Origin of the sequence: Lelliottia sp. SL45, assembly GCF_026672535.1 — a bacterium.
GTDB classification, from domain to species: domain Bacteria; phylum Pseudomonadota; class Gammaproteobacteria; order Enterobacterales; family Enterobacteriaceae; genus Enterobacter; species Enterobacter nimipressuralis.
Genome location: NZ_JAPPRH010000003.1, coordinates 12,325 through 37,085, shown reverse-complemented (window position 1 = coordinate 37,085; position 24,761 = coordinate 12,325). Strand labels below are relative to the sequence as shown.

15 protein-coding genes, 1 tRNA gene and 6 pseudogenes are annotated in these 24,761 nt (G+C 49.7%); 12 read left to right on the top strand and 10 right to left on the bottom strand.

Annotated features, from left to right (window positions below; genetic code table 11):
* Positions 1–9 precede the first annotated feature (9 nt).
* From citE to OVA10_RS06130, 5 genes are read right to left on the bottom strand one after another with little or no spacing between them, the layout of a single operon-like run.
* The gene (gene citE / locus OVA10_RS06150) at positions 10–885 is read right to left on the bottom strand and encodes a citrate (pro-3S)-lyase subunit beta (RefSeq protein WP_181826831.1); all 876 of its coding nucleotides are present in this window, start codon (positions 883–885) and stop codon (positions 10–12) included.
* The gene (gene citD / locus OVA10_RS06145; protein WP_100778984.1) at positions 882–1,175 is read right to left on the bottom strand and encodes a citrate lyase acyl carrier protein; all 294 of its coding nucleotides are present in this window, start codon (positions 1,173–1,175) and stop codon (positions 882–884) included. The genes citE and citD overlap by 4 nt, the downstream gene beginning before the upstream one ends.
* Before the next feature lie 16 nt (positions 1,176–1,191).
* On the bottom strand, positions 1,192–2,226 hold the full coding sequence (gene citC / locus OVA10_RS06140) for a [citrate (pro-3S)-lyase] ligase (RefSeq protein ID WP_268195630.1): 1,035 nt from the start codon (positions 2,224–2,226) through the stop codon (positions 1,192–1,194).
* Between the two features lie 13 nt (positions 2,227–2,239).
* Positions 2,240–3,103 carry a fumarylacetoacetate hydrolase family protein gene (locus OVA10_RS06135; protein ID WP_268195629.1) on the bottom strand — a complete coding sequence of 288 codons (864 nt, stop codon included), beginning with the start codon at positions 3,101–3,103 and terminating at the stop codon, positions 2,240–2,242.
* 17 nt (positions 3,104–3,120) lie between these two features.
* Positions 3,121–4,482 (bottom strand): 2-hydroxycarboxylate transporter family protein, encoded by a 1,362-nt coding sequence (locus tag OVA10_RS06130; protein WP_100778981.1) that lies wholly within the window; start codon positions 4,480–4,482, stop codon positions 3,121–3,123.
* Positions 4,483–4,827: 345 nt separating this feature from the next.
* On the opposite strand from OVA10_RS06130, the gene OVA10_RS06125 reads away from it, so the two are divergent.
* Positions 4,828–6,465 (top strand): ATP-binding protein, encoded by a 1,638-nt coding sequence (locus OVA10_RS06125; protein WP_268195628.1) that lies wholly within the window; start codon positions 4,828–4,830, stop codon positions 6,463–6,465.
* Complete coding sequence (locus OVA10_RS06120; RefSeq protein ID WP_100778979.1) at positions 6,455–7,147, top strand: response regulator; 693 nt, start codon at positions 6,455–6,457, stop codon at positions 7,145–7,147. The genes OVA10_RS06125 and OVA10_RS06120 overlap by 11 nt, the downstream gene beginning before the upstream one ends.
* A 67-nt stretch (positions 7,148–7,214) precedes the next feature.
* On the opposite strand, the gene OVA10_RS06115 is transcribed toward OVA10_RS06120, so the two are convergent.
* A complete protein-coding gene (locus OVA10_RS06115; RefSeq protein ID WP_268195627.1) occupies positions 7,215–9,350 on the bottom strand; it encodes an ornithine decarboxylase in 2,136 nt (711 codons plus the stop codon).
* Between the two features lie 190 nt (positions 9,351–9,540).
* On the opposite strand from OVA10_RS06115, the gene OVA10_RS06110 reads away from it, so the two are divergent.
* The 9 genes and pseudogenes from OVA10_RS06110 to OVA10_RS06070 form a co-directional block, all read left to right on the top strand.
* Positions 9,541–10,254, top strand: coding sequence for a DUF554 domain-containing protein (locus OVA10_RS06110; protein WP_268195626.1), 714 nt, complete (start codon positions 9,541–9,543; stop codon positions 10,252–10,254).
* Positions 10,255–10,349: 95 nt separating this feature from the next.
* Positions 10,350–10,425 (top strand) — tRNA-Phe (locus OVA10_RS06105).
* Positions 10,426–10,601: 176 nt separating this feature from the next.
* The gene (locus OVA10_RS06100; RefSeq protein WP_268195625.1) at positions 10,602–11,792 is read left to right on the top strand and encodes a tyrosine-type recombinase/integrase; all 1,191 of its coding nucleotides are present in this window, start codon (positions 10,602–10,604) and stop codon (positions 11,790–11,792) included.
* Positions 11,793–11,903: 111 nt separating this feature from the next.
* A pseudogene (locus tag OVA10_RS06095) lies at positions 11,904–12,363 on the top strand (tyrosine-type recombinase/integrase); the annotation flags it as partial.
* A 202-nt stretch (positions 12,364–12,565) separates the two neighbouring features.
* On the top strand, positions 12,566–15,271 hold the full coding sequence (locus tag OVA10_RS06090) for a class I SAM-dependent DNA methyltransferase (RefSeq protein ID WP_268195624.1): 2,706 nt from the start codon (positions 12,566–12,568) through the stop codon (positions 15,269–15,271).
* Between the two features lie 13 nt (positions 15,272–15,284).
* Positions 15,285–17,300, top strand: coding sequence for a DEAD/DEAH box helicase (locus OVA10_RS06085; protein WP_268195623.1), 2,016 nt, complete (start codon positions 15,285–15,287; stop codon positions 17,298–17,300).
* Between the two features lie 3 nt (positions 17,301–17,303).
* Positions 17,304–18,566 (top strand): GIY-YIG nuclease family protein, encoded by a 1,263-nt coding sequence (locus OVA10_RS06080; RefSeq protein ID WP_174340250.1) that lies wholly within the window; start codon positions 17,304–17,306, stop codon positions 18,564–18,566.
* A gap of 22 nt (positions 18,567–18,588) precedes the next feature.
* Positions 18,589–18,900 (top strand): annotated as a pseudogene (locus OVA10_RS26045) (transposase); the annotation flags it as partial.
* An 81-nt stretch (positions 18,901–18,981) separates the two neighbouring features.
* Positions 18,982–19,431 (top strand): annotated as a pseudogene (locus OVA10_RS06070) (IS66 family transposase); the annotation flags it as partial.
* Between the two features lie 36 nt (positions 19,432–19,467).
* Here the strand turns inward: OVA10_RS06070 and OVA10_RS06065 are convergent.
* A pseudogene (locus tag OVA10_RS06065) lies at positions 19,468–20,650 on the bottom strand (restriction endonuclease).
* 162 nt (positions 20,651–20,812) lie between these two features.
* On the opposite strand from OVA10_RS06065, the pseudogene OVA10_RS06060 reads away from it, so the two are divergent.
* A pseudogene (locus tag OVA10_RS06060) lies at positions 20,813–21,619 on the top strand (IS5 family transposase).
* Here OVA10_RS06060 and OVA10_RS06055 read toward each other — a convergent pair.
* The 3 genes and pseudogenes from OVA10_RS06055 to OVA10_RS06045 all read right to left on the bottom strand — a co-directional run bounded on the left by OVA10_RS06055 (position 21,556) and on the right by OVA10_RS06045 (position 24,716).
* Positions 21,556–22,050: a phosphate acyltransferase gene (locus OVA10_RS06055; protein WP_268195621.1), complete on the bottom strand. Its 495-nt coding sequence runs from the start codon at positions 22,048–22,050 to the stop codon at positions 21,556–21,558. The pseudogene OVA10_RS06060 and the gene OVA10_RS06055 overlap by 64 nt on opposite strands.
* Positions 22,051–22,067: 17 nt before the next feature.
* Positions 22,068–23,253 (bottom strand): annotated as a pseudogene (locus OVA10_RS06050) (acetyl-CoA C-acetyltransferase).
* A 1,049-nt stretch (positions 23,254–24,302) separates the two neighbouring features.
* Positions 24,303–24,716 (bottom strand): helix-turn-helix domain-containing protein, encoded by a 414-nt coding sequence (locus tag OVA10_RS06045; protein WP_268195620.1) that lies wholly within the window; start codon positions 24,714–24,716, stop codon positions 24,303–24,305.
* Positions 24,717–24,761: the final 45 nt, after the last annotated feature.

Genomic DNA, 24,761 nt, shown 5'->3' with positions numbered 1-24,761 from the left:
GTGTCATCCTTAGCGACGCACGCCGGAGGCAGCCGCGCGTTCCAGCACCATTTGCGCATGGTTAATAATCGGCGCATCCACCATTTTGCCGTTGAGCGACACCACGCCCAGGCCGTTGCGTTCGCCCTCTTCTGCCGCTTCAATCACTAATTTCGCGTGATCCACTTCCTGCTGCGTCGGCGCGTAGGCGTTATGCAGCAGGTCTATCTGGCGCGGGTTAATCAGGGACTTGCCGTTAAAGCCCATCTTGCGGATCAGATTGACCTCGCGCAGGAACCCGGCTTCGTCGTTTACGTCCGACCATACCACGTCGAAGGCGTCGATCCCGGCGGCGCGTGCGGCGTGCAGCACGGCGCAGCGGGCATAGAACAGCTCGGTGCCGTCGCCGCGTTCGGTTTGCATATCCATCACATAGTCAAACGCCGCCAGCGCAATGCCGATCAGGCGCGGTGAGCTGCGGGCTATGGCCACGGCGTTAATCACGCCAATCGCCGATTCAATCGCCGCCATCACGCGGGTCGAACCGACTTTGCGACCGCACTCGCGCTCAATGCGTTCCAGATGGCCTTCCAGCTCAAAGATATCTTCCGGGGTGTCAGTTTTCGGCAGGCGGATCACGTCCACGCCCGCACGAACCGCCGCTTCCAGATCTAGCAGACCAAACGGCGTGCTCAGCGGATTAATACGCACCACAGTTTCGATATCCTGATACATCGGGTGCTGCAGCGCATGGAAGACCAGCAGCCGCGCAGTGTCTTTTTCGCGCAGGGCCACGGCGTCTTCGAGGTCAAACATGATGGAGTCCGGGCGGTAGATAAACGCGGTAGAGAGCATGGCGGCGTTGGCGCCGGGTAAAAACAGCATACTGCGACGGAGTTTGTTCATGACATTTTGCTCCAGTCGATCTGCTGCGAGTCTGAAGCGCGGATCACCGCACTCTGCAGGCGGGCGCGGATCACACAGTCCAGCGCACCTTTATCCTCAACGATAATTAACCCCTGGCGCACATCCATGGCGCGCAGCGTTTCGTCGACCACCTGGCGAATTTGCTCGCCAAACTGCTTAATCACTTCACTGTGGATGACAATCTCCAGCTCGCCGTCGGCGGGGGCGATTTTCACCATCAGGTCGCTGGACTCCTGCGTTCCGGCCAGCGCCTCCCTTACAATATTCATGATAAATTCCTGATAGTTATGCGACTTCCGCGCGCGCGTGATCTTTCACGTAGTGCGCTTTGAGATGCGCGAAAGTGGATTCCGGGACAATCGCCCGGATACGAGAAAACTGCTGTGTTGTGAGCAAGCGGCGCACTTCCGACGCCGAAATGGCATTGCCTGTCACCTTGATGCGCGGCATCTCCACTACTTCTATCGCCGGTGCCAGCAGCTGATGCAGCGTCTGGTTGTACTGGCGGGTGATGTCGCAAAACGGCTCCGAGCCGATAAAGCGATGGGTGATCCCAAGCGCAGGGGCGATAAAGTCGCGGAAGATCAGCACGTCGATTTCACTCCACGCCTGCTGCACTTTGCCGCTCTCTTTAAGGAAATAGGCCGGGAACGTGGCGCGGGAGATGATGTACTGCGATCCCTCATGCACCGAGACATTCGGCAGATGTGCCACACCGGCGCGCACCATCTCCAGACGGGCGCAGAACGGGAAGAACGATGCGTCCTCGCGCACCACAAAGAGGTGCAGCCAGTCACACTGTTTCGCCGCCTGTTCCACCAGATGACGATGGCCGAGGGTGAACGGATTGGCGTTCATCACAATCGCGCCAATCGTCTCCCCGCATCTGCGGCTGCGCTGCAGCGAGCGGCAGTAGCGCTCGATCCCTTGTGGGGTGTTCTCCAGCAGAACGGCGTTATTACCGCTCTGGGCAATCGGCCAGAAACCGCTGCGGGCGAAGCGCTCTTTATTGCACGGGCGGGTGCAGAGAAAGAGATGAAAGTGACCACGCGCCAGCGCGGCATTTTCTACTTCCGCCAGCAGGCGGGCGCTGAGATTCGCGCCCCTCAGCTTTTCATCCACCGCCACGCACTTGATGACGTTGGCAGCCAGCCCCGCACATCCCACCAGCTGTGAACCGGACCAGGCCTCTATAAACAGCGTAATGTCGTTGTCCAGCCCCAGGCCGCTGTCCGCCAGCAGATAACGGATCTGACTTAAGCGTTCCGGGTGTTGCGCGACGATCGTCTGACGAAAGTCGATAGGGAGTTGCGAGTGCATGCTGCCGCCTTGATCAGTGCGCTGCCGCCAGGGTTTGCGCGTGTGCTTCCATAATCACATTGCTCAGATGACCGATGTTTTCGATCTCCACCTCAATGCGATCGCCCTCTTGCATAAACAGCGGCGGAGTACGTTTTTTGCCGACGCCCCCCGGCGAGCCGGTGATGATCACGTCGCCAGGGCTGAGACGGGTAAAGGTACTGATATACTCGATAAGCTCCGCGACTTTGTGGATCATGCTGCTGGTGTTGTCTTCCTGCACCATGCGGCCATTGAGCCAGGTGCGGATTGCCAGCTGGTGCGGGTCCGGGATCTCATCGGCTGTCGCCATCCACGGGCCAAACGCTCCGGTCTGCCGCCAGTTTTTCCCGGCGGTGAACCAGGTGTGCTGCCAGTCGCGGGCGGAACCGTCCATGTAGCAACTGTAACCGCCGACGTGACTAAGGGCCTCTTCGCGAGGGATGTTCTCGCCGCCTTTGCCGATGATCACCGCAAGCTCACCTTCGTAGTCGAATTCGCACGAGTGGCGCGGTTTTAATACCGGTGAGTTATGTCCGGTCTGGGAATCGGCAAAGCGAACGAACAGCGTTGGTGCCGGGTTGTGCTGGTCAAACTCTTTGCGCTTGTCGGCGTAATTCATCCCTACGCAGAGGATTTTTTCCGGTTGCTCAATCACCGGCAAAAAGGTGATGGCGCTCATCGGGATATCTGCAACATCGTTGAGATAGCGCGTGGCATCCGCCAGGCCGTTGCCCTGCAACAGCGCCTTGAGGTCGCTGTAGCGATCGCCCAGACGGCGACCTAAATCCACCACACCTTCGGCCTGCACGATGCCGTAGCTGCGTTTACCCTGATACAGAAAACTTGCGAGTTTCATTGTTCTTTCCTGAAGACTTAGACGAGGAAGTTGCCCAGAACCAGCAGCGAGATAGAGACGTTAATCGCGCCGCCAATTCGGGTAGCAATTTGGGCGAACGGCATCAGGCTCATACGGTTGCCTGCGGTCAGAATCGCCACGTCACCCGTACCGCCCTGCCCGCTCTGACAGCAGGAGACGATGGCGACATCAATAGGGTGCATACCAATCTTTTTACCGACGAAGAACCCGGTGGCCACCAGCGCCGAGACGGTGCTGACAATCACCAGCAGGTTGCTCACAGTGAAAGCGTTCACCAGCTCTTGCCATGGGGTAATCGCCACGCCAACGGCAAACAGAATCGGGTAGGTCACGGAGGTCTGGAAGAATTTGTACACCACCTGTGAGCCTTCCAGCAGGCGTGGAGAGGCGCCGTTGCAGAGCTTAACCAGCACCGCCACAAACAGCATGCCAACCGGAGCAGGCAGGCCAATCAGCTTGTGACCGAGCATACCCAGCATATAGAGCAGCACCGCCAGCAGCGCACCGGAGGCAATGGTGGTCACATCCGCTTTGCCGGAGAACGCCGGTTGCGACACACTGGCGTCTGCATTGGCGCGGTTTGGCATCAGCTGGCCTTCACCCGTGAGGTGCGGATAGCGTTTGCCGAGCTGGTTCAGGCAGCCGGAGATGATGATGGCGGTTAAACCGCCGAGCATGACCATCGGCAGCACACGGCCAAGGGCGACGCCCTGATCCATGTGCAGCAGCGTGGCGTAACCGATGGAGAGCGGGATCGCCCCCTCACCGACGCCGCCCGCCATGATCGGCAGAATGATAAAGAAGAAGATCTGGAACGGCTCAAGGCCGAGCGCCATGCCGACGCCCATCCCGACGATCATGCCGACAATTTCACCGCACAGCATCGGGAAGAAAATGCGCAGGAAGCCCTGAATCAGCACCGTGCGATTCATGCTCATGATGCTGCCGACAATGATGCAGCAGATGTAGAGATAAAGAATGTTGGTGGATTTGTAGAACTTGGTCGTGGATTCGACCACCACATCCGGCAGCAGACCGTAGTACACCATCGCTGACGGAATAAAGGTGGCGCAAATTGCCGCCGCGCCGAGTTTGCCGACAATCGGCAGACGCTTGCCGAACTCACCGCAGGCAAAACCGAAGAACGCCAGCGTGGCGACCATCACCACGATATCGCTCGGCAGTTTACCGCCCAGACAATCCACGGCGATCAACGCACCGGCTAACACAAACAGCGGCAGGGGAATGATCCCGACTTTCCAGGTATCCATAATGTGCCACCACCGCTCTTTAAGCGACGGCCGCTGAATTTCAATCGGGTCGTGGGTAACAGAGAAAGAATCGTCAGTAGTGCTCATAATTAAGCCTCTTGGTTATTTGTGCGTTCAGCTTAGAGTCACAAAGGCTTACTTTATGTGAGGAAAGACATATTAAAACCGAAGTTTTTATGGCCTCTATGGTTTTAATGGTTTCTTTTATTTAATGTGATTAACACCTTATTTATTGCCGTGGTTTTTATGGTTTCTTTTCCGGAATGTACAAACAAATAACATTGATTAAATTAGCCTTAAGATAAGCCTGATTTTGACATTTTCTTTTGCTGGTCGCGCTGTGCAAGGGATCACAAGTTTCGGGCAAAGCCCGCATCAGGCTGGGAAAAGATGATATATTGGCAAAACCCATTGATACCTTGCGTGATAGTCATGAAAGTGTCGTTTCAGATAAAGCTATTTATTTCGCTGGTCGTCTTTTTCTCAGTGCTGTTTGCATTACTGGGCGGATATTATTATGTCGACGTCGGCAGACAGCTATATCAGGAAATGAGCACGCGCGCCAAAATACAGGCGGAGGAGATTGCGCTTATTCCTAATCTGCGTAAAGAGGTGGAAGAAAAGGATATCAAAGCCATCCATGATTTTATGCACCAAATAGCCTCCCACAGCGATGCCAGTTTTATTGTCATTGGTGATAATAAAGGGCTGCATCTGTTTCATTCGGTGTTTGAAGACCGCATCGGTAAAACGCTGGTCGGCGGGGATAACGACGCCGTGCTCCACGGGAAAAGCACCACCACCATCCGCAAAGGGGGGTTAGGGATTTCCCTGCGCAGTAAAGCGCCGATTTTCAACGATGCCGGGCAGGTGGTAGGGATTGTCTCCGTGGGGTATCTCACCAGCTACCTCGACACCATTACCGTGAGCAAAGTGGTGAACATCCTGATTGCCGCGGTGCTGCTGCTGTTCGCCCTGTTTGTCTTCTCGTGGTTTTTCACCCGCAGTATTAAGAAACAGATTTTCTCTCTTGAGCCGCGCGAGATCGGCCTGCTGGTGCGCCAGCAAAAGGCAATGATGGAGTCGATCTACGAAGGGGTGATCGCCATCGACGATAACTATCGGATCGAAGTGATCAACCAGGCGGCGCGCACGCTTCTCGGTTTGCCGCAACCGGCGCGGGAACTGCGCGGGCAGCTGATTAGCCAGGTGATCGCCCCGGTGGCGTTTTTTACCCCCCAGACCATGCTGGCGAAAGATACTCACGATGAGATCTGCCGCTTTAACGATCTGACGGTGATCGCCAGTCGCGTGCGGATTATGCTGGAGGATTCCCTTCAGGGCTGGGTGATCACCTTCCGCGATCGCAACGAGATCGACTCCCTTAGCGCCCAGCTGAGCCAGGTAAAACGCTACGTCGATAACCTGCGGATCATGCGCCACGAGCAGTTGAACCGCATGACGACGCTCTCCGGGCTGTTGCATATGGGGCGCTACGAAGAGGCGATTGGCTACATTCAGGCGCAATCAGAACATGCCCAGGAGCTGCTGGACTTTATCTCCTCTCGCTTTAGCTCGCCGACCCTGTGCGGCCTGTTGCTGGGGAAAGCGGCGCGGGCGCGTGAGAAAGGCGTCGAGCTAAACTTCGATCCCGCCTGCCGGATGGACAAGCCTTTCGCTCCGCTGCTGGAAGCTGAGCTGATTTCTATCATCGGTAATCTGCTCGACAACGCCATTGAAGCGACCCAGCGCGCCCCGCTCCCCCACGATCCGGTGGAAGTGCTGATTAAACTCAACGATCGGGAGCTGATAATTGAAGTGGCGGATCGCGGGGTCGGCATCCGGCCTGAGATCCGCGAGCGGATCTTTGAGCGCGGTATCACCACCAAAACGCGTGGCGATCACGGTATCGGCCTGTACCTGATCGACAGTTACGTCACCCAGGCTGGCGGCTCCATTGAGGTTGCCGATAACACGCCCCGGGGCGCTATTTTCTCGCTGTTTATTCCCGCCACGGGCACTCCCCCGCGCCCTGTTCAGGAACTGGAAGAGACTGACTATGCAACATGAACATATCGACGTACTGATCGTTGAAGATGAGAACGAGCTGGCACAACTTCACGCAGAGCTGATTAGCAAACATCCGCGCCTCAGACTGGTGGGTATCGCGTCATCCCTCGCCGAGGCGCAGTCCCTGCTTTCCAGCCTACAACCACAGCTGATTTTACTGGATAACTATTTGCCAGACGGCAAAGGCATCACCTTGATCAGCAACCCTCTCCTGGTGCACGCCAACTGCTCGGTGATTTTCATTACCGCGGCCAGCGATATGGACACCTGTAGCCTGGCGATCCGCAACGGCGCATTCGACTACATTTTGAAACCGGTGTCGTGGAAGCGGCTGAGCCAGTCGCTGGAACGCTTCGTGCAGTTTGCAGAGCAGCAGCGGGTGTGGAAGATTGTCGATCAACAAAACGTCGATTCGCTGTATCAGCTGCAGGCCAAAAACTACCGCCAGGATAACGGCAGCAAAGGGATCGAAGAGAACACTCTGGCGCGGGTACAGACGCTATTCAACGACAAAGCGACACACTGTTTTTCCGTCGACGAAGTCGTTAACGAGACGGGATTAAGCAAAACCACCACCCGGCGCTATCTGGAACACTGTGTGGAAGCGGGTTTTTTGAGCGTGGAGATGCTCTACGGGAAGATTGGCCATCCGCGGCGGATGTACCGGCGGAGTGCGGAGTGAAAGAAGCCGGGCGGCGCTTGCACCTACCCGGCCTGATATCTTGCCCCTGCGCAGTGAGAGGAAGAATCTACTTCAACACATACCCGTACAAGCGCTTGATCCCGTCGGCATCCTTCTCGCTGTACACGCCCTGGAGTTCTGGCGAGAAGCCCGGCAGCAGATTCACGCCCTCTTCCAGCGCCAGGAAATAGCGCTGCACCGCTCCGCCCCACACTTCCCCCGGAACCACGCACAGCACACCCGGCGGATACGGCAGCGCGCCTTCGGCCGCAATGCGCCCTTCGGCTTCGCTGATGCGCACCAGTTCCACGTCGCCACGAATGTAGGCCTGGTTCGCATCCTGCGGATTCATCACCACCGCAGGCAGGCTCGCTTTGCGGAACATCGCTTTTTGCAGATCTTTAACGTTGAAGCTGACGTACAGATCGTGCATCTCCTGACAGAGGTCGCGAATCGAATAGTCACGATAGCGGACCGGATACTTGTTGAAGATGGTCGGCAAGACTTCGGCAAGCGGCGTGTCGTCTTCGATATGCTGCTCAAACTGCCCCAGCATCGCCACCAGTTGCGCCATCTTCTCCGCACTCTCTGCGGGGGTCAGCAGGAACAAAATCGAGTTCAGATCGCACTTCTCCGGCACGATGCCGTTTTCACGCAGGTAGTGAGCGAGGATCGTGGCTGGGATGCCGAAATCCGTGTAATCACCGGTTTGTGCGTCGATGCCCGGCGTGGTCAGCAGCAGTTTGCAAGGATCGACAAAATACTGCTCCTCAGCATAGCCTTCAAAGCCGTGCCATTTCGCGCCCGGTTCAAAGCTGAAGAATCGACGCTCGCTGGCAATGGCGTGCGTCGGATGATCCTGCCACGGACGCCCCGCCACCTCCGGTGGAATAAAGGGTTTGATCATCTTGCAGTTGGCAATAATCGCCTTGCGCGCGTCGATGCCAAGCTCAACGCACTCCGCCCACAGCCTGCGTCCGCTCTCCCCTTCATGGATTTTGGCGTTGATATCCAGCGCGGCAAACAGCGGATAAAACGGGCTGGTAGAGGCGTGCAGCATAAACGCATTGTTCAGGCGCTTGTGCGGGCAGAATCGCGCCTGACCACGGATATGATTATCCTTTTTATGGATCTGCGACGTTTGCGAGAACCCGGCCTGCTGCTTGTGCACCGATTGGGTCACAAATATTCCAGGATCGTTCTCGTTCAGTTCCAGTAACAGCGGCGAGCTGTCGGCCATCATAGGGATAAACTGCTCGTAACCGACCCAGGCGGAGTCAAACAGAATGTAGTCGCACAGGTGGCCGATCTTGTCGATCACCTGACGGGCATTGTAGATCGTGCCATCGTAGGTGCCGAGCTGGATCACCGCCAGTCGGAAAGGACGCGCATCCTGAGCCTTATCGGGCGCCACGTCGCGGATCATTTCACGCAGGTAAGCATCGTCAAAACAGTGCTCGTCGATGCCGCCGATAAAGCCAAACGGATTACGCGCAGCTTCCAGATACACCGGCGTGGCCCCCGCCTGAATCAGCGCCCCATGGTGGTTAGATTTGTGGTTGTTGCGGTCGAACAGCACCAGATCGCCGCGCGTCAGCAGCGCATTGGTGACCACTTTATTGGCGGCAGACGTTCCGTTAAGCACAAAATAGGTTTTATCCGCGTTAAAGACTTTTGCCGCGAACTTTTGCGCATCTTTGGCAGAACCTTCATGAATAAGCAGATCCCCGAGTTTGACATCTGCATTGCACATATCCGCACGAAAAACGTTCTCACCAAAAAAGTCGAAGAACTGACGTCCTGCCGGGTGCTTCCTGAAAAAGGCACCATGCTGATGACCCGGGCAGGCGAAGGTGCTGTTGTTCATCGCCACATACTGACTCAGGGTGTCAAAAAAGGGGGGCAGTAAGTTCTCTTCATAGCCACAGGCTGCTGCTTCCAGTTCCAGGAACTCCTGCGCCTTACCGCTAATCACACCGGTAACACCGTCTGGCGCAGCATCTGGCTCTTGCGAGAAGATGAATACCGGAATCTGGAATCCCGTACGTTTCAGTAACGCAAGAATACCGCTGCGGCTCTCGGCCAACGTCATGACGACTGCCGCCACGTCCGTAAAATCGGTGTTATCCAGCGTCACCTTTTCCCGGTGAGTGGACAGCGCGGACACCAGCTCATGGCTGACGGCAATTTTTAGTGATTTCATAGGCGTAAATACCCGTTTCAAGGGGAGAAGAAATCCAGACAGGAGGGGAAAATTCGCGCAATAATGTCACCTTTCATTTTGAGGTGCAAGAAACAAACTTTATGCACTTCTCTGTGGGAAAGCAGGCAGCTTATGGCCTCCATCATGTAATAATAATGCAAGATCAATGATTAAATAGCGGGAGTGTATTTTGGTTATTGGACCCTTTATCAATGCCGGAGCCGTACTGCTGGGTGGCGTACTGGGCGCGGTATTAAGCCAGAGATTACCTGAACGTATTCGCATTTCGATGCCCTCCATCTTTGGACTGGCATCCCTCGGAATCGGTATTTTGCTGGTTATCAAATGCGCCAATTTACCTGTGATGGTGCTGGCGACGCTGCTCGGCGCGCTGATTGGTGAGTTTTGCTATCTGGAGAAAGGGATTAATGGTGCCGTGAGTAAAGCCAAAAACCTCATCTCCCGCCCGGGGAAAACGGCGAGCGGTTCCCATGAGACGTTTATTCAGAACTATGTGGCGATCATTATTCTGTTCTGCGCCAGCGGCACGGGGATTTTCGGCTCGATGCAGGAAGGGATGACCGGTGATCCCAGCATTCTGATCGCCAAGGCTTTTCTCGACTTCTTTACCGCCACCATCTTCGCTACTACGCTCGGGATTGCCGTCGCCGCGATCTGCGTGCCGATGCTGATGATTCAGCTGGCGCTCGCCACCTGTGCCGCGCTGATTCTCCCGTTAACGACACCAGCGATGATGGCCGACTTCACCGCCGTGGGCGGCCTGCTGCTGCTGGCTACGGGGCTTCGCATCTGTGGCATTAAGATGTTTGCGGTGGTGAATATGCTCCCCGCGCTGGTGCTCGCCATGCCGCTCTCCGCGCTGTGGACCCACTTTTTTGCCTAAGTTGCCAGCAAACTGGTGAGAGAGTGTGCAGTCCGTTGCGAAATCGATAAATTTCGTTGACGGAAGGGCCCCAATCGGGTTTAATGCGCCCCGTTGCCCGGATAGCTCAGTCGGTAGAGCAGGGGATTGAAAATCCCCGTGTCCTTGGTTCGATTCCGAGTCCGGGCACCACTTTCACTTCTGCAGTACTCTCCCAAACTCCTCGAAACTCAAGTACAATCAAACATATACAACCTTAAAGAACGCTTTGAACTCCACCAAAGTCAACCTGACTCTCCCTTAATCAAGGATCAGCCGGGGGCTTACCTGGGGGCTCACTGTGTTCAATCAGTTTTAGGGGCCCCCTTATGGCACTCACAGCCAGGCAGGTAGAGACTGCCAAGCCGAAAGAGAAAGACTATAAACTCAGTGATGAGCGAGGATTGTTCTTGCTGGTCAAAACCAGTGGTGCACGCTACTGGCGTATGAAATACCGTATCGCAGGCAAAGAGAAAAAACTGTCGATTGGTGTCTATCCTGAAATCACTCTCGCTGAAGCCAGACTCAAACGTGACGACGCACGCAGGGTTATCGCTGAAGGCGGAGATCCTAGTGAGAAAAAACAGCTCGAAAAGCTCTCACGGAAAATCTCCGTCGTAAATACGTTCAGGGCGCTTGCTATGGAGTGGCATACACACAAGCAGGCTTCATGGTCCGAAAGCTATGCAGAGAGCGTGCTTGAGGCGCTCGAGAAAGACATTTTCCCTCACGTGGGTAAACGCCCGGTGGCTGAAATTCTTCCTCTGGAAATGCTGCAGGTTCTTCGCCTGATTGAAAAACGCGGTTCGCTCGAAAAACTTCGTAAGGTCCGACAGTTCTGCAATCAGATCTTCCGTTATGCAATTGCAACAGGCCGCGCCACCATCAATCCCGCCTCTGAATTAACCAGTACACTGACCGCGCCAAAAACAAAGCACTTCCCTCACCTTCTGGCACATGAACTTCCAGAATTGCTCGTAAAGCTGGCCGATTACCACGGCAGCCCTGTTACCCGTATGGCAACCAGCCTGTTGATGTTAACAGGCGTAAGAACCATTGAGTTAAGGGCTGCTGAGTGGTCTGAATTTGATTTAGACAATGCCATCTGGGCGGTACCGGAATCGAGAATGAAGTGTGGACGCCCCCATCTGGTGCCTCTGTCAAGACAGGTCACGCAAATTCTGCAGGAACTTCGCGCACTTACAGGCCAGTATCGTCTGGTATTCCCGGGGCGTTGCGACATCAACAAACCCATGAGCGAAGCAAGCATCAATATGGTGCTCAAACGCATTGGTTACGACGGCAGAGCAACAGGCCACGGTTTTCGCCACACCATGAGCACCATTCTTCATGAGAAGGGCTTTAATACCGCATGGATTGAGATGCAGCTTGCCCATGTGGACAAAAACAGTATTCGCGGAACCTATAACCATGCGCAGTACCTTGAGGGCAGACGGGAAATGATGCAGTGGTACGCTGATTATATTGACAAGCTCCTCAGTTCATCGACAAACAGTTAGTGGTTGTTCTCCGCACCTGAAGGTGTGGAGAACGCCATTCTTTAATTTTTTGTTTGTTCTATAGCCTTCTGGCATATTTACCGCGCTGCATGGACTTTAGCGTGAAGCGATCCAGGGGGAAACATTTCACTGAAGAGCTCAAAAATTCACACACCGTATATTATCCCTCTTACCGATAGCCTGTCGAACTTCTCAAAGAAATACAGGTGATCAACGGAGGGCATAAACTGATATTTACTGGCGATCATTTACCCTTCAAACCCATGAGCGAGAACACCGTAAACAGTGCGCTACGGGTTGTGGGGTATGATACTAAGGTTGAGGTTTGCGGCCACGGCTTCCGTAGAATGGCTTGTAGTTCGTTAATTGAGTCAGGGCTATGTCGAAGGATGCTGTAGAACGCCAGATGAGCCATCAGGAACGCAACGGCGTACGAGCGGCTTATATCCATAAAGCGGAATTTCTGGATGAACGCAGGCTGATGCTGCAATGGTGGGCTGATTTTCTTGATGCTAATCGGGGAAAGGGGGTAAGCCCGTTTGATTTTGGCAAACTAGAGGCTAAGCGGTAGTACTGGCTGTCTTGGGATTAATTTCCGCTGAGGGTTAAGTACTATGAGCAAAGCCTGCCACCCTACGGTGGCAGGCATAGGGCTTAAGTTTTTTATTTTTTTGATACAATCGAGGTAACGCATTGGAACTACTTGATAAAATTTTCTTCGGTTAGAATGAGTGCATCATCCTCTACGGGTATTGTATTTTTTAGGAAAAATAATGGCTGTTAATCAGGCGAAAATTTTTGAACATCTCGAACTACTGGTTGAAAATCCTGAGCAAGACGAATTTATCTACGGCTTTTTAACTGCTTTTGAGTTCCCTAAAGCTACCCTAAGTCTCATTCGGCAAGGCGGGGCGCGTAATGTTGCGAAAGAGCCAGGACACGTTGCATTAAAAAATAAACTCTACTACCAGCCAGTAGCGGATAATGATGATCTTGAATCTGCTTTTGACCAACGTATTGCCGATGCGGCGGTTGCAAAAAATAAGATCCGCTTTGTTCTAATAACAAATTTTGTTCGCTTTTTAGCCTGGGACACTCTGACACAGGAACGTCTCGATATTGAGTTTGAAGAGTTACCACGTAACTATGGTTTTTTCTTACCGCTGGTCGGGCTGGAGAAGGCTATTCTCAATAGTGAAAATCCGGCTGATGTGAAAGCCGCTGAAAAAATGGGCAAGCTGTTTGATCTTATCAAGGAGCGTAATGATTTAAGCAAAGCAGAAGACATCCACGCGCTTAATGTTTTCCTCACTCGTTTGTTGTTTTGCTTTTTTGCCGAAGACACTGGCATCTTTGAAAAAGGTCAGTTTACTTCCGCAGTTAAGAGTTACACAGCTGAGGATGGAAGCGATTTAGATCAGTTCCTAATGGGCCTATTTACTGTGATGAATAGCAAGCTGGATAGTCCATTACGGCAGTCACTTCCTATTCATTTCACTACGTTCCCCTATGTTAATGGTGGTTTATTTGCCAGCGATGAACCTGTTCCTGAGCTGGGGTTGAAGGGCAGACGTATCTTACTTGAATGCAGTGCAATGGACTGGAGTGAGATTAACCCCGACATTTTCGGCAGCATGTTTCAGGCTGTGATTGATGTAGAGCAGCGTAGCCGATTAGGCCAGCATTACACCTCCTACAGCAACATAATGAAGGTTATACAACCTCTGTTTCTTGAACCACTGCGTAACGAATTGGAAAAGCAGCGTACAAATACTAATGGTCTTAAACGATTACTGGTTCGCTTGGGCGAAATTAAGGTTTTCGATCCAGCATGTGGTTCCGGTAATTTTCTGATTGTTGCTTATAAAGAACTGCGTCTATTGGAAATGGATGTTATTAGGGCTCTATTGCAGAGTGATCCGCAATCGTTTCTTATGAGCAGGATTCATCTCGACCAGTTCTATGGTATTGAGATCGATGACTTTGCCTGTGAGATAGCCCGTCTTTCCTTATGGCTTGCAGAGCATCAGTTAAATAAACAGTGGGAAGAACATATTGGTTCAGCACCACCAGCGTTGCCGTTGCGATCATCCGGTAAAATTTGGAGCGGTAACAGCCTGCAAAAAGACTGGCAGGAAGTATGTCCAAAAGGGGTTGATGATGAGGTTTATGTGATAGGCAACCCACCTTTTTTAGGGACGCTAGGTCGGTCTGATCAACAGCGTGCTGATATGCAGGCTGTATTTAGCGGCTTCAAATCATTAGGTGGCCTAGATTTTGTTGCCTGCTGGTTTTGGAAAGGTGCGCAGTATATCCAAAACAGCCGAGCAGAACTGGCACTGGTTGCCACCAACTCCCTTTGCCAGGGAGAGCAGGTAGCAACACTTTGGCCACCTATTTTCGCTCTGGGGTTACATATTCATCTGGCTTATCCAACCTTTGCATGGGAAAACAATGCCCGCGATAAGGCTGCGGTACATGTTGTAGTTGTTGGGTTATCAGGACGAAGTAAAACGCGTCAGCTCTATCAGCAGGTTGATGGGGTTTGGCATAGTAAGCATGTGAACAATATTAGTCCTTATTTGGTCGAAGGTAGTAATATTGCCGTGATTGCAAAAGCTAAACCGATGGTAAAGAATGTTCCCCAGCTATTGTTTGGAAATAAGCCTACCGATGGTGGTCATTTGCTAATGGATCGTCGTGAACGTGATATGTTGCTAAGACTGGAGCCTCAAGCTGCCCCCTGGATTAAAAGAGTTATGGGAGCGGATGAATTTCTGAATGGTCAAGATCGCTGGTGTCTCTGGTTAGTGGGGATTACTGATGAAGAACTTCAACTGATGCCTAATGTATACAGCCGCGTTCAAAAAGTGGCTGAAATGCGCAGAAAAAGCCCTAAGTTAAGTACCCAAAAAAAAGCAAACACACCACACCTCTTCGATGAGATTCGGCAACCTACATCTGGAGATTATATCCTAATACCGAGAGTCACCTCTGAACGCAGAACGTATATCCCCCTCGGTTTTTTTAACTCCGATATCATCAGTTCTGACAGAAACTTTATTCTACCAAATGGTAGCTTATATGAATTCGCGATTATGACATCTTTAATGCATAACGACTGGATGCGTCTGGTTGCAATGCGTCTTGAAAATCGTTACAGCTACGGCAATAAAGTAGTCTATAACACTTTTCCTTGGCCTGTTGTGAGTGAGGAACAGAGCAAATATATTATCTCGTTGGCAAAAGTAGTTTTGCTTATGCGTGAAAATTACCCTGAAAGCACATTGGCTGAGTTGTATGATCCGCTGAAAATGCCTGCGGATCTTTTGGAAGCCCACCAGACACTGGATCAGGCCGTTGATCGACTTTATCGTGACAAACCATTCAGGGACTCCACTGAGCGTTTGAGCTTCCTGTTGGAACGCTACGAAGCTATGACTAAGGCATATGGTTCCGATCTGCCAGCTAGGGCCTAAAGAGGATTGAATTGTGGAAAATATTTTACAGGTTACGTACGGGCAGACCGGACGAAGTGCGTGTCTTGATGAGCTTGGTATGAGGGAAATGCAGGCACGAGCCTTTGAGCAGCGCAACAGCCCTTATCTGCTTATCAAAGCCCCACCAGCGTCGGGTAAATCAAGAGCATTGATGTTTCTTGCCCTGGATAAGCTTGTTAATCAGGGGTTACGCAAAGCTATTGTCGCGGTTCCTGAAATGTCTATTGGAGGTTCGTTTAAAGATACTGAACTTACGAAGCACGGTTTCTTTGCTGACTGGAAAGTAAAACCAGAAAATAATCTGTGCATTGGCGGTGGAGAGGCTGGGAAGGTTGAAGCCTTTAAACGATTTATGGCGAGTCCTGAAGACATTCTGGTCTGTACTCATGCTACTCTGCGTTTTGCTTTCGATAAGCTGAACGTTGAATCGTTTAATGACTGCCTGGTTGCAATTGATGAGTTCCATCATGTCTCAGCGAATGAAAATAACCGTTTGGGCAATCTGATTGATGCCCTGATGAAAGGTTCCAACGCACATATTGTTGCAATGACGGGTTCTTACTTCCGAGGGGATACCGTACCCATTCTGCAACCCGAAGATGAGGCTCAGTTCACGAAAGTGACCTATACCTACTACGAACAGCTCAATGGATATCAGTATTTAAAATCTTTGGGCATTGGCTACCATTTTTATCAGGGGCCGTACATCAAGGCACTACCTTCGGTGCTGGATGCCAGCAAGAAAACCATCATCCATATTCCCAATATTAATTCCGGCGAATCAACGAAAGATAAACATGCCGAGGTTGATGCCATCCTGGATGCGTTGGGAGAGGTGCAACTGCAAGAGCCAGATACCGGTATTTATCGAGTGAAACGCAAAAGCGATGGCAAATTGTTGCGCGTAGCGAATCTGGTAGATGATAACCCGGCGGAAAGACCGAAAGTACAGGCGTATCTGCGTAATATCCACTCTGTTGACGATATAGACATCATTATTGCGTTAGGTATGGCGAAAGAGGGGTTTGACTGGCCATTCTGTGAACATGTGCTGACCATTGGTTATCGCAGCTCGATGACAGAAATTGTGCAAATAATTGGGCGTGCAACACGAGATTGTGAAGGCAAAACTCACGCACAGTTTACCAACCTTATTGCTCAGCCTGATGCTCAGGATGATGACGTTAAAGTATCAGTAAACAACATGCTTAAAGCCATCACCACTTCGTTGTTGATGGAGCAGATCATGACTCCAAGTATTCAATTTAAACCACGATCTCAATGGAGTGGCGAGCCGTTACCTGCCAATACGGTTTTGGTTGATGATCATGCTTTACCGGTATCAGACAAGGTTCTAACAATCCTTAACGGCGGTAAAAACGAGATCCTGGCTGCGCTATTGGCGAATGAGCAGATGGTTAAAGAGGCTATTACTGAATCAACACCGCCTGAGGTGATTACTCAGGTAGTGTTACCATCGGTGATACAAACGCTTCACCCTGACCTGACAGAATACGAACTAGAACAAGTTCGCAGTGGTATTTTACAGAGCCTTTTTGTAGGCCAATGTGGTGGGTTAGTTGATGAAGCCGATTTGCCGTCGGATGCCATCATTGATAACGGCCAAGGTCAGCGTTCCGGCAATTCGAATGATTCATTAAACGTAAAAAATCAGTTTATAAAAATGAGCAATAAATTCATCAATATTGAAAACTTGAATATTGACTTAATTGATGCGGTAAATCCTTTCCACGGTGCTTATGAGATTCTATCAAAATCAGTCACCGCGACGATGCTAAAAACTATTCAGGAAGCAGTCAGAGCGAATCAGGCGCAGGTATCTGAGGAAGAAGCTGTGATGCTCTGGCCAAGAATTAAAGCGTTTGCAAGTGAGCATAAAAGGGAGCCATCGCTGAATGCCAGTGACGCAATAGAGGTTCGTTATGCAGAAGCGTTAGCTTACATCCGAAAAATGAAACAACAGCGTACTGTGCGACAGGAACCGTAACTTATGCTCAGACTTTCACCTCTTCAAGCTCGTCAAAAAGTGACAATAGATGATATTTTTTCTGAACCGGACGATCTTGGTTTACTCGTAGTTGAACCACTAAAAATATATTCTCCTACGGGTAATCTGCCTGTAAGCAGATTAGAAGAGATTAATGCATTTTATGTGGTTCATGGGCGTCCACCTCTATCCGATTCGGAGGAATTTAAGGAAACGTTGCTAGCACAGCGTTTGAGGGCTCTCAAGGATAACAAGCAATATCGCAAGATGCTGCAGCCATTTGATATTCATGGCTTACTCGCAGGTGAAAATAACGAGAATACCCTTGAATCATCTGTATCATTCTCACTTCCTCTCGTCGAGGTTGATAGGTCGGAGTTGGTCACCTCTCTGGACGATATCTTTGCTGATGACGATGATGGATTGCTCTCATTTGCTGAGCCCGATATTTTCACGTTAAAACATGTTCCGGTTGAAAAGAAAATACAACCTGACGAAATTGCCAAACGACAGCCGTGCCCAGATTTTTATCGATTTTCCCCACTGTTTGAGACAGTCCAAAATGGTCTGAAAACGGGAGCGTTTTCATTTGTTCGCTTCCGCCATGAGTTAAAAATTCATGAAGGTGATTTTTTTATCCTCAATGGGGTTATGGGCTATGTAGATAAAGTTGGTGAGCGACTGGAGGAATATGCTCCCTGGAATGCACGTTTACATTTGGTGTTTGAAAACGGAACTGAGATGAATATGCTTTTCCTCTCACTTACGCATGGTCTGGTACGAGATACAGAAGGTCGTAAAGTTGTTTTAAATGGACAGGCAATTCGTCCTGATGAAGCTCCGGTTCCGACAGGATATATCTATGTCCTTGCCACGCGTAGCGACAAGCCAGCTCTTCAACGTTTTAAACCTGATTTGTATAAAATTGGCTTTACCGAAGGAACTATCGAAGAGCGCATCAAACACGCTGAAAAAGATAAAACATTCCTCGAAGCACCCGTTCGTATAGTCATGACAACGCAATGTTTCAATATCAACACTCACAAATTTGAAACGCTTATTCACGGTTTTTTAGGTAAGCAACGGCTCAATATCACATTACGGGGTTTAGATGGACAAACTTATCATCCCCGCGAATGGTTTCATGCGCCTTTAGAGACTGTGCTCTGTGTGATCAAGTACATTCTTGACGGTACAATTTCGAAATACCGGATGGACAATACGACAGGGAAGATTGTGGAGAAGAAAGGTACTGGTCATTCATGAAGCGAGTGGAAATCATTTGGCTATGATTCGAGCATTCTACCCGAGAATATCCGCCACATCGGTTCATTCCCGCAGACGCGGGGGATACTTGCAAAAATCTCATCAGGATCGTAAGCGCCCCGTCAGCGACGTCTGTCGACGAACCTTTAATACGGCGATGACAGAACCGACAGCCCCACGCCAGCGGGCAACCTACTCCATACAGTTCAAACTCGACCTGGTTCAGCGATCACTTCAACCCGGTGCCTGTGTGGCACAACTTGCCCGCCAGAACGGGATTTATGACAACCTGCTTTTCACCTGGCGTCAGCGCTATCGTCATCTGGTTGATGCGCCATCTGATGAGCCTCAGGCACCGAACATTATCCGTGACGATATTGTTCCTGTTGTGACCGCCGAATACTCTCAACCCGTGCTGCCAGCTCTCCTGCCACTGGGGGATCGATCAGAGCGGAATACGCACCTTAGTCCGCTCGGCTGTGATGTCTCCGAACAGTTGGAGCTTATCATCAGCGCTTTTAAGGTTATCGAAACACAGCGGCCAAAACTGGTCTGCTGCCGGTGTGACCACATCGTTCAAGCTTCCATGCCGTCAAAACCCATCGAACGCAGCTGCGCTGGCCCCAGTCTGCTGGCACGCATCGTCACGGCGAAGTTCGCAGAACATACGCCTCACTATCGCCAGTCGGAGATATACCTCCGTCAGGGTGTGGAGCTGAGTCGTGCAACGCTGGGGCGTTGGTGCGGTGCGGTAAGCGAACTGTTGGAGCCGCTCTGGGAGCTGCTGCGCCAGTATGTGCTGATGCCGGGGAAAGTGCATACCGACAATATCCCTGTGCCGGTACAGGAGCCGGGCAGCATAAAAAACGACAACTGTCTTGAAAAACGCCGGGCTGCAAATTTACGAGTTTGACTGGAAATCTTCGATTATCTTCTGATTGTAATCATCCAGATACTTTTGCAGTTCATCCCTGTCGATCAGACGTACCAAGGCTGATTCAGCTAACTGTTTGGCAGAACGTGTGAAGTAGGAATTAGTCACAACCATCGCTTCATCACAACCATAGAACATTTTAGCAGAGATCACCTGCTGCACCGCCGAGTTACCTACAGAACCAGAATAATTTTTCGCCTGAATAACCATATCCTTACCAAATCGAGTGACGAAAAGATCAGCCCCCTGATCTTGCGTTCTCTTGGTTTCTTTGACGTCATAACCCATAGTCTGGAATATTTCTACAAGGAAATCTTCGAACTGGAAACCGTCCATTGCATCGACTAAATACATGGTGACGAATTTATTAGGGTTAAAATGCTCAAGCCGTGTAGCTAATCTATCAACCAGAATATCAAAATAAATACGTTCGCACACAGCCAAGTATTTTTTAACTTCATCAAATAAAACCAAAGGGATACCAGGTGTGGCATCCGATTTTTCATTGAATTCTACTGATGAGAACTCTATCTTATTGCTCCATATATAGAATAGAAATAATGAAAGATCTGCCCGAAAAGTGGTACCAGCTTCCTCAATCCATGACTTAAGGGATTCAGTAAGTGTAGATTTAATATGCCGTTTAACTTCCTTAGCGAAACCATAATAAAGAGCGCTAAATGACGTGGTAAGGAGCAATTTATCTAATAGCTCAGGTAATTCCTCAAGCTCATTGAACCCTTTCCTGACCAATACCTCACGGAAAAGTTGTAATTCGGAGTATATACCATTATCTGTTGAGAAATCTGCTTCCGATTTATTTTTATGTGAAAATCTGGAAGTGTGAATGAAGTTAGTAAAATATGGATCTTTTAAACTGGTGTATTTTTCGAGAACATTCTCAAGCAACTGATTAAGCTGATTTTGTTCTTTCTTTTTTCCGAACAGATCTTTCAGCACCCCCTTTGAGCGATACTGAAACTCAGGATAAAACGAAGGATTCAAAGGTGTCATTCGTTGTATATCTGCTGCTTGTGAGTTCGATGATGCTGAACCCCATGCAGACGTTTTTAAAGGTAAAAATACCGTTACACCATGGACAACTAATTTCAAACGTAGTTCTGCTACACGTATCACACTGATAAATCATTTGAATATCCTCCGTCTATTCCAACTACTATGTGTTAGTCACTTCAAATTTCATTTTAATCAATCCATTTTCAAAAGCTCTGCTCTCATTCACTGAGATTTAGAACCTATCCCAGAAGGGATTGTCAGAATGTCGTAACTGATAATTTCTGAAGGTGAAAAGATGACAGGCAGCAAATGGCGGATCAGCGATGAACTTTGGGAAAAAATGGCACCGCTTGCCCCCTGAGCACAAAACCTGCCATCCACTCGGTACGCACCGGAAACGCGTTGATAACCGCGCTGCCATGGACGCCATATTCTTCGTCCTCAGGACCGGTTGCCAGTGGAACGCCCTGAACGCCACCGGGATATGTTCATCGAGTTCTGCACACCGGCGCTTTCAGGAATGGCGCGATGCCGGAGTCTTCGAGCGCTTCTGGCAGAACGGTTTGCTTGCCTGCGGGCATCTGGACAGCATTGACTGGTCCTGGCTGTCAATGGACGGCTGTATGACCAAATCGCCGCTGTCAGGAACAAAAAAACAGGCCGTAACCCCACTGACAGAGGGAAACAAGGCGTAAAGCGCAGCCTTTTGACGGACGCCTGCGGGCTTCCTCTGTCGCTGGTTGTCTCAGCAGCGAACACGCACGACATCAAACTGGTTGCGGATACGCTCGATGCCCTTCAGACGGGTCGTCCGGGGCAAAAACTCAGACTCTGCCTGGACAAAGGTTACGATGCAGGCTGGCTGAAAACATATCTGCAGAGCCGCCGCTACGAGCCGCATATCCAGTCCCGTAAAGAAGAGTCAGATGCCAGTAAAAACACGGACTTCAAAGCCCATCGCTGGGTTGTCGAAAGAACTCATAGCTGGATGAATCGCTTTCGCCGGGTTCTGACACGATGGGAAAAGAAGACTGAAAATTACGAGGCCATGTTGCATTTTGCCTGTGGTCTTATTGTCTGGAATAAAGTCCTATTGAGATAGGCTCTTATTGTCTGGAATAAAGTCCTATTGAGATAGGCTCTAATTTCGACAAAAGCGGCCTGAGAAATCAGCTTGCTTTGCTTCAGTCCGGTGTCTCTGTTCAGGACAGGCCGTAAATAATCTGGCGTTTCAATGGCTCCTCTTGCCAGCACATCGGCTTTTCCCTCACGTATGCAGCTGACTGCAGCCTGAGAGGCTTTTGGCTTATCGTTTAAATCGTGTATTTCAAATGAGCTGATGTCGAAATCAAGAGAACTACATATCTCTTTTATTTGTTTTTCATTTCCAAAAAAGACCGGCGTTGCAATATTCAGCTCCACGATTTTTTTCATTGCCACGAGAGTACTCATATCCTCGGCCGCAGCGATGGCAATTTTTTTTGGCTCAGACATTAAAGCAATGTCGACGAACGCATTTAAACTTTTCAGCATACTTCATCCTGTTATAATTAATTATCCATTTGCACCGTGGCAGCGATACCCATACCTCCGCCAGCACAAAGCGTCGCCAGTCCCTTACAGGCTCTCCGTCTTCTCATCTCATATAAAAGCGAGACGAATATCCGGGCACCCGATGCCCCTATGGGATGTCCCAGTGCAATAGCCCCACCATTAACATTGACTTTTTCGCAATCCCATCCCATCTCTTTATTGACATAAATTGTCTGAGCAGAAAACGCTTCGTTGGATTCAATCACGTCAAGTTCGTTAACCGACCAGCCAGTCATCTCAAGTGCTTTACGGGATGCCGGAACGGGACCGGTTCCCATCAGCGCCGGCGAAACGCCGGCACTGGCGATATGTTTAAGAGTACATAAAGGCGTCACACCCAGCTCACGGGCTTTTCCGGCACTGGCCAGAATAATCATTGCGGCACCATCGTTAACGCCAGATGAATTACCTGCGGTAACGGTGCCATTTTTCTGAAAGGCGGGCTGAAGTGAAGCAAGTTTTTCAATGGTGGTTTCAGACCTGGGAAATTCATCGTGACTGAAAAGTAAATTTTTCCCTTTTTCTTAATGCTGAGGGGAATGATTTCATCACTGAACAGACCTGCCTCTATAGAGCGGTGCGCTTTCATTTGGGAGTGTAATGCAAATAAATCCTGCTCTTCGTGTGAGATGTCAAAAGCTCTTGAAATTCTTTCAGCAGTTTCCCCCATGTGAAAAGAGTAAAATGCATCTGTCAGTCCATCAAAAAGCATGGAATCTTTCAGAGCACGGTCGCCCATTTTGTGCATGTCACGGTGGTTGAGTAATAAAAGAGGAGCCTGACTCATATTCTCCTGACCACCGGCAATAATAAGGTCTGCGTCACCGTTTCTGATTGCCAGGCAGGCAAGCTGGATAGCTTTGAGTCCTGAACCACACACTTTATTAACCGTAAACGCAGGAATTCTCTCCGGTACACCAGCATGAAGCGCGCTTTGGCGGGCAGGATTCTGACCACATCCGGCGGTCAGCGCCTGACCAATAATCACTTCATCAATTTCTGACGCCGGAATATCATGTCTTTCCAGCATCGCTTTAATAAGTTCCCCCCCATGACTGATGCCGGGGTATCGGCAAGGGAACCACATAACGCGCCAATTGCCGTTCGGCATGCATCCAGTACAACAACATCACTATCTGTCATTTCGCATATCCTTCATTTTAATAAATGAAATTTCAAAAAAGAATACCGCCTTTTTTGATAGTTCTTAAACGCAAATAAAGATGATTTTCAAGTTAGCTGGAATATTCGAGGCATGCAACGTGTATTACTGGATTGCTTTTATATCAAAAATAAAAAAAGAAAAAAAACTAAAATGATCTAGATCAAGGGAGCATGATGAGCCCCTTGTGTTTTAATTCCCATTTTGAACATTTATCTTAGCAAGTGAATCAATCGAGACTCATCAAAATTCTCTTTTCGCTTCTACTCACAAAAGAGATGTATAAGTCCCAGGAACATTACTGCCTTAAGCTCATAGTTTTTATGGGTATGGCACTGATTCAGAATGTTAAACCATTCATTCACATCTCTCCTGTAATTGATATTATCTAAATGTGTTTTTTTTTCAGAATGAAGTCTTTCAATCACTTCAAGTAATAATTAAAAATTCTCATTAGATACCTCCTGAACATTATTAATAATGTTTCAGACATCAATAACTTAATTAATTTCCAACTTTAATTCCGACTAATCTTTGAAATCCGCACAGGCTCGCCGCTCAATAAAACACTATCACCTGGCATCGAGGATAAAAATAAAGCATCTCAAATAGCTAAGTTAACGGGTCGGGGCTGCATTTTTGTTATAGCCTGTTCGATTTCATCATCTTCCGGATTTTCATTCGTTGCTATCAGAAAACATTTACCATCATAACGATGATAATGGCGTACCTTGTAACTTATCTTTTTTTGTACAAGAACTTCAGATGGAATATGAGGGGAGCAATACTTCGCCATGGGTGCGTATATTGAGTTAACTTCAAGACAATTAGTTAAAGGACCATTGTAACACCGTTACATCATGCTCGCCACCTAAAACAAGACAATCGAAATATATACGTTCATTCATATTTTAATCCCCAAACGTGTTCCTTAGCTGCATCAAGAATATAATAAATTGAATTTTAATGTATTCGCCACTGATAAATAACCACAGGTTATTCAGGATTTTTCTTTCGGCCAGCATCCGACTCATAAGTTACTCAATTCTTTCCCCCGGGAAATGATAAGGTCAGAAGGCTTTATCCAGCGTTTGCGGTATTCACCGGGTGAAAGACCAAATTCTCTTCTGAAGCAACGATAAAAAGTTGAGATATCTTCAAAACCCAGTCCGAAGGCGATATCTGATATGCCAGCATCATTTTCACGCAGTAAGCGGGCCGCCGCGCCCAGCTTTCTTCGACGAATATAACGGGCAATCGGCTCGCCGGTGACAGATGTGAACATATGCTGCAGATAAAATGTTGAGTAGCCAGACCTCCTGACAATATCCTTTACCGACAGCGGCTGATGGATATTCTTATCTATCCAGTCAAGCAGTTCGTGAATGGCCATGCTGATATTGTACATCGTGCCGGAATGCAGGCCATTAATTTCTGATGACATATTCCTCCTTCATTATCTGTATCTGCCGACCTGCGTATAAAAATT

What these genes read in the sequence shown, in the direction of transcription:
- OVA10_RS06055 (WP_268195621.1), bottom strand. Translation starts at nt 22,050, where the DNA reads ATGCTGAAAAGTTTAAATGCGTTCGTCGACATTGCTTTAATGTCTGAG.
- OVA10_RS06130 (WP_100778981.1), bottom strand. Translation starts at nt 4,482, where the DNA reads ATGAGCACTACTGACGATTCTTTCTCTGTTACCCACGACCCGATTGAA.
- OVA10_RS06135 (WP_268195629.1), bottom strand. Translation starts at nt 3,103, where the DNA reads ATGAAACTCGCAAGTTTTCTGTATCAGGGTAAACGCAGCTACGGCATC.
- citE (WP_181826831.1), bottom strand. Translation starts at nt 885, where the DNA reads ATGAACAAACTCCGTCGCAGTATGCTGTTTTTACCCGGCGCCAACGCC.
- OVA10_RS06125 (WP_268195628.1), top strand. Translation starts at nt 4,828, where the DNA reads ATGAAAGTGTCGTTTCAGATAAAGCTATTTATTTCGCTGGTCGTCTTT.
- OVA10_RS06115 (WP_268195627.1), bottom strand. Translation starts at nt 9,350, where the DNA reads ATGAAATCACTAAAAATTGCCGTCAGCCATGAGCTGGTGTCCGCGCTG.
- OVA10_RS06090 (WP_268195624.1), top strand. Translation starts at nt 12,566, where the DNA reads ATGGCTGTTAATCAGGCGAAAATTTTTGAACATCTCGAACTACTGGTT.
- OVA10_RS06120 (WP_100778979.1), top strand. Translation starts at nt 6,455, where the DNA reads ATGCAACATGAACATATCGACGTACTGATCGTTGAAGATGAGAACGAG.
- OVA10_RS06080 (WP_174340250.1), top strand. Translation starts at nt 17,304, where the DNA reads ATGCTCAGACTTTCACCTCTTCAAGCTCGTCAAAAAGTGACAATAGAT.
- OVA10_RS06100 (WP_268195625.1), top strand. Translation starts at nt 10,602, where the DNA reads ATGGCACTCACAGCCAGGCAGGTAGAGACTGCCAAGCCGAAAGAGAAA.
- OVA10_RS06045 (WP_268195620.1), bottom strand. Translation starts at nt 24,716, where the DNA reads ATGTCATCAGAAATTAATGGCCTGCATTCCGGCACGATGTACAATATC.
- citD (WP_100778984.1), bottom strand. Translation starts at nt 1,175, where the DNA reads ATGAATATTGTAAGGGAGGCGCTGGCCGGAACGCAGGAGTCCAGCGAC.
- citC (WP_268195630.1), bottom strand. Translation starts at nt 2,226, where the DNA reads ATGCACTCGCAACTCCCTATCGACTTTCGTCAGACGATCGTCGCGCAA.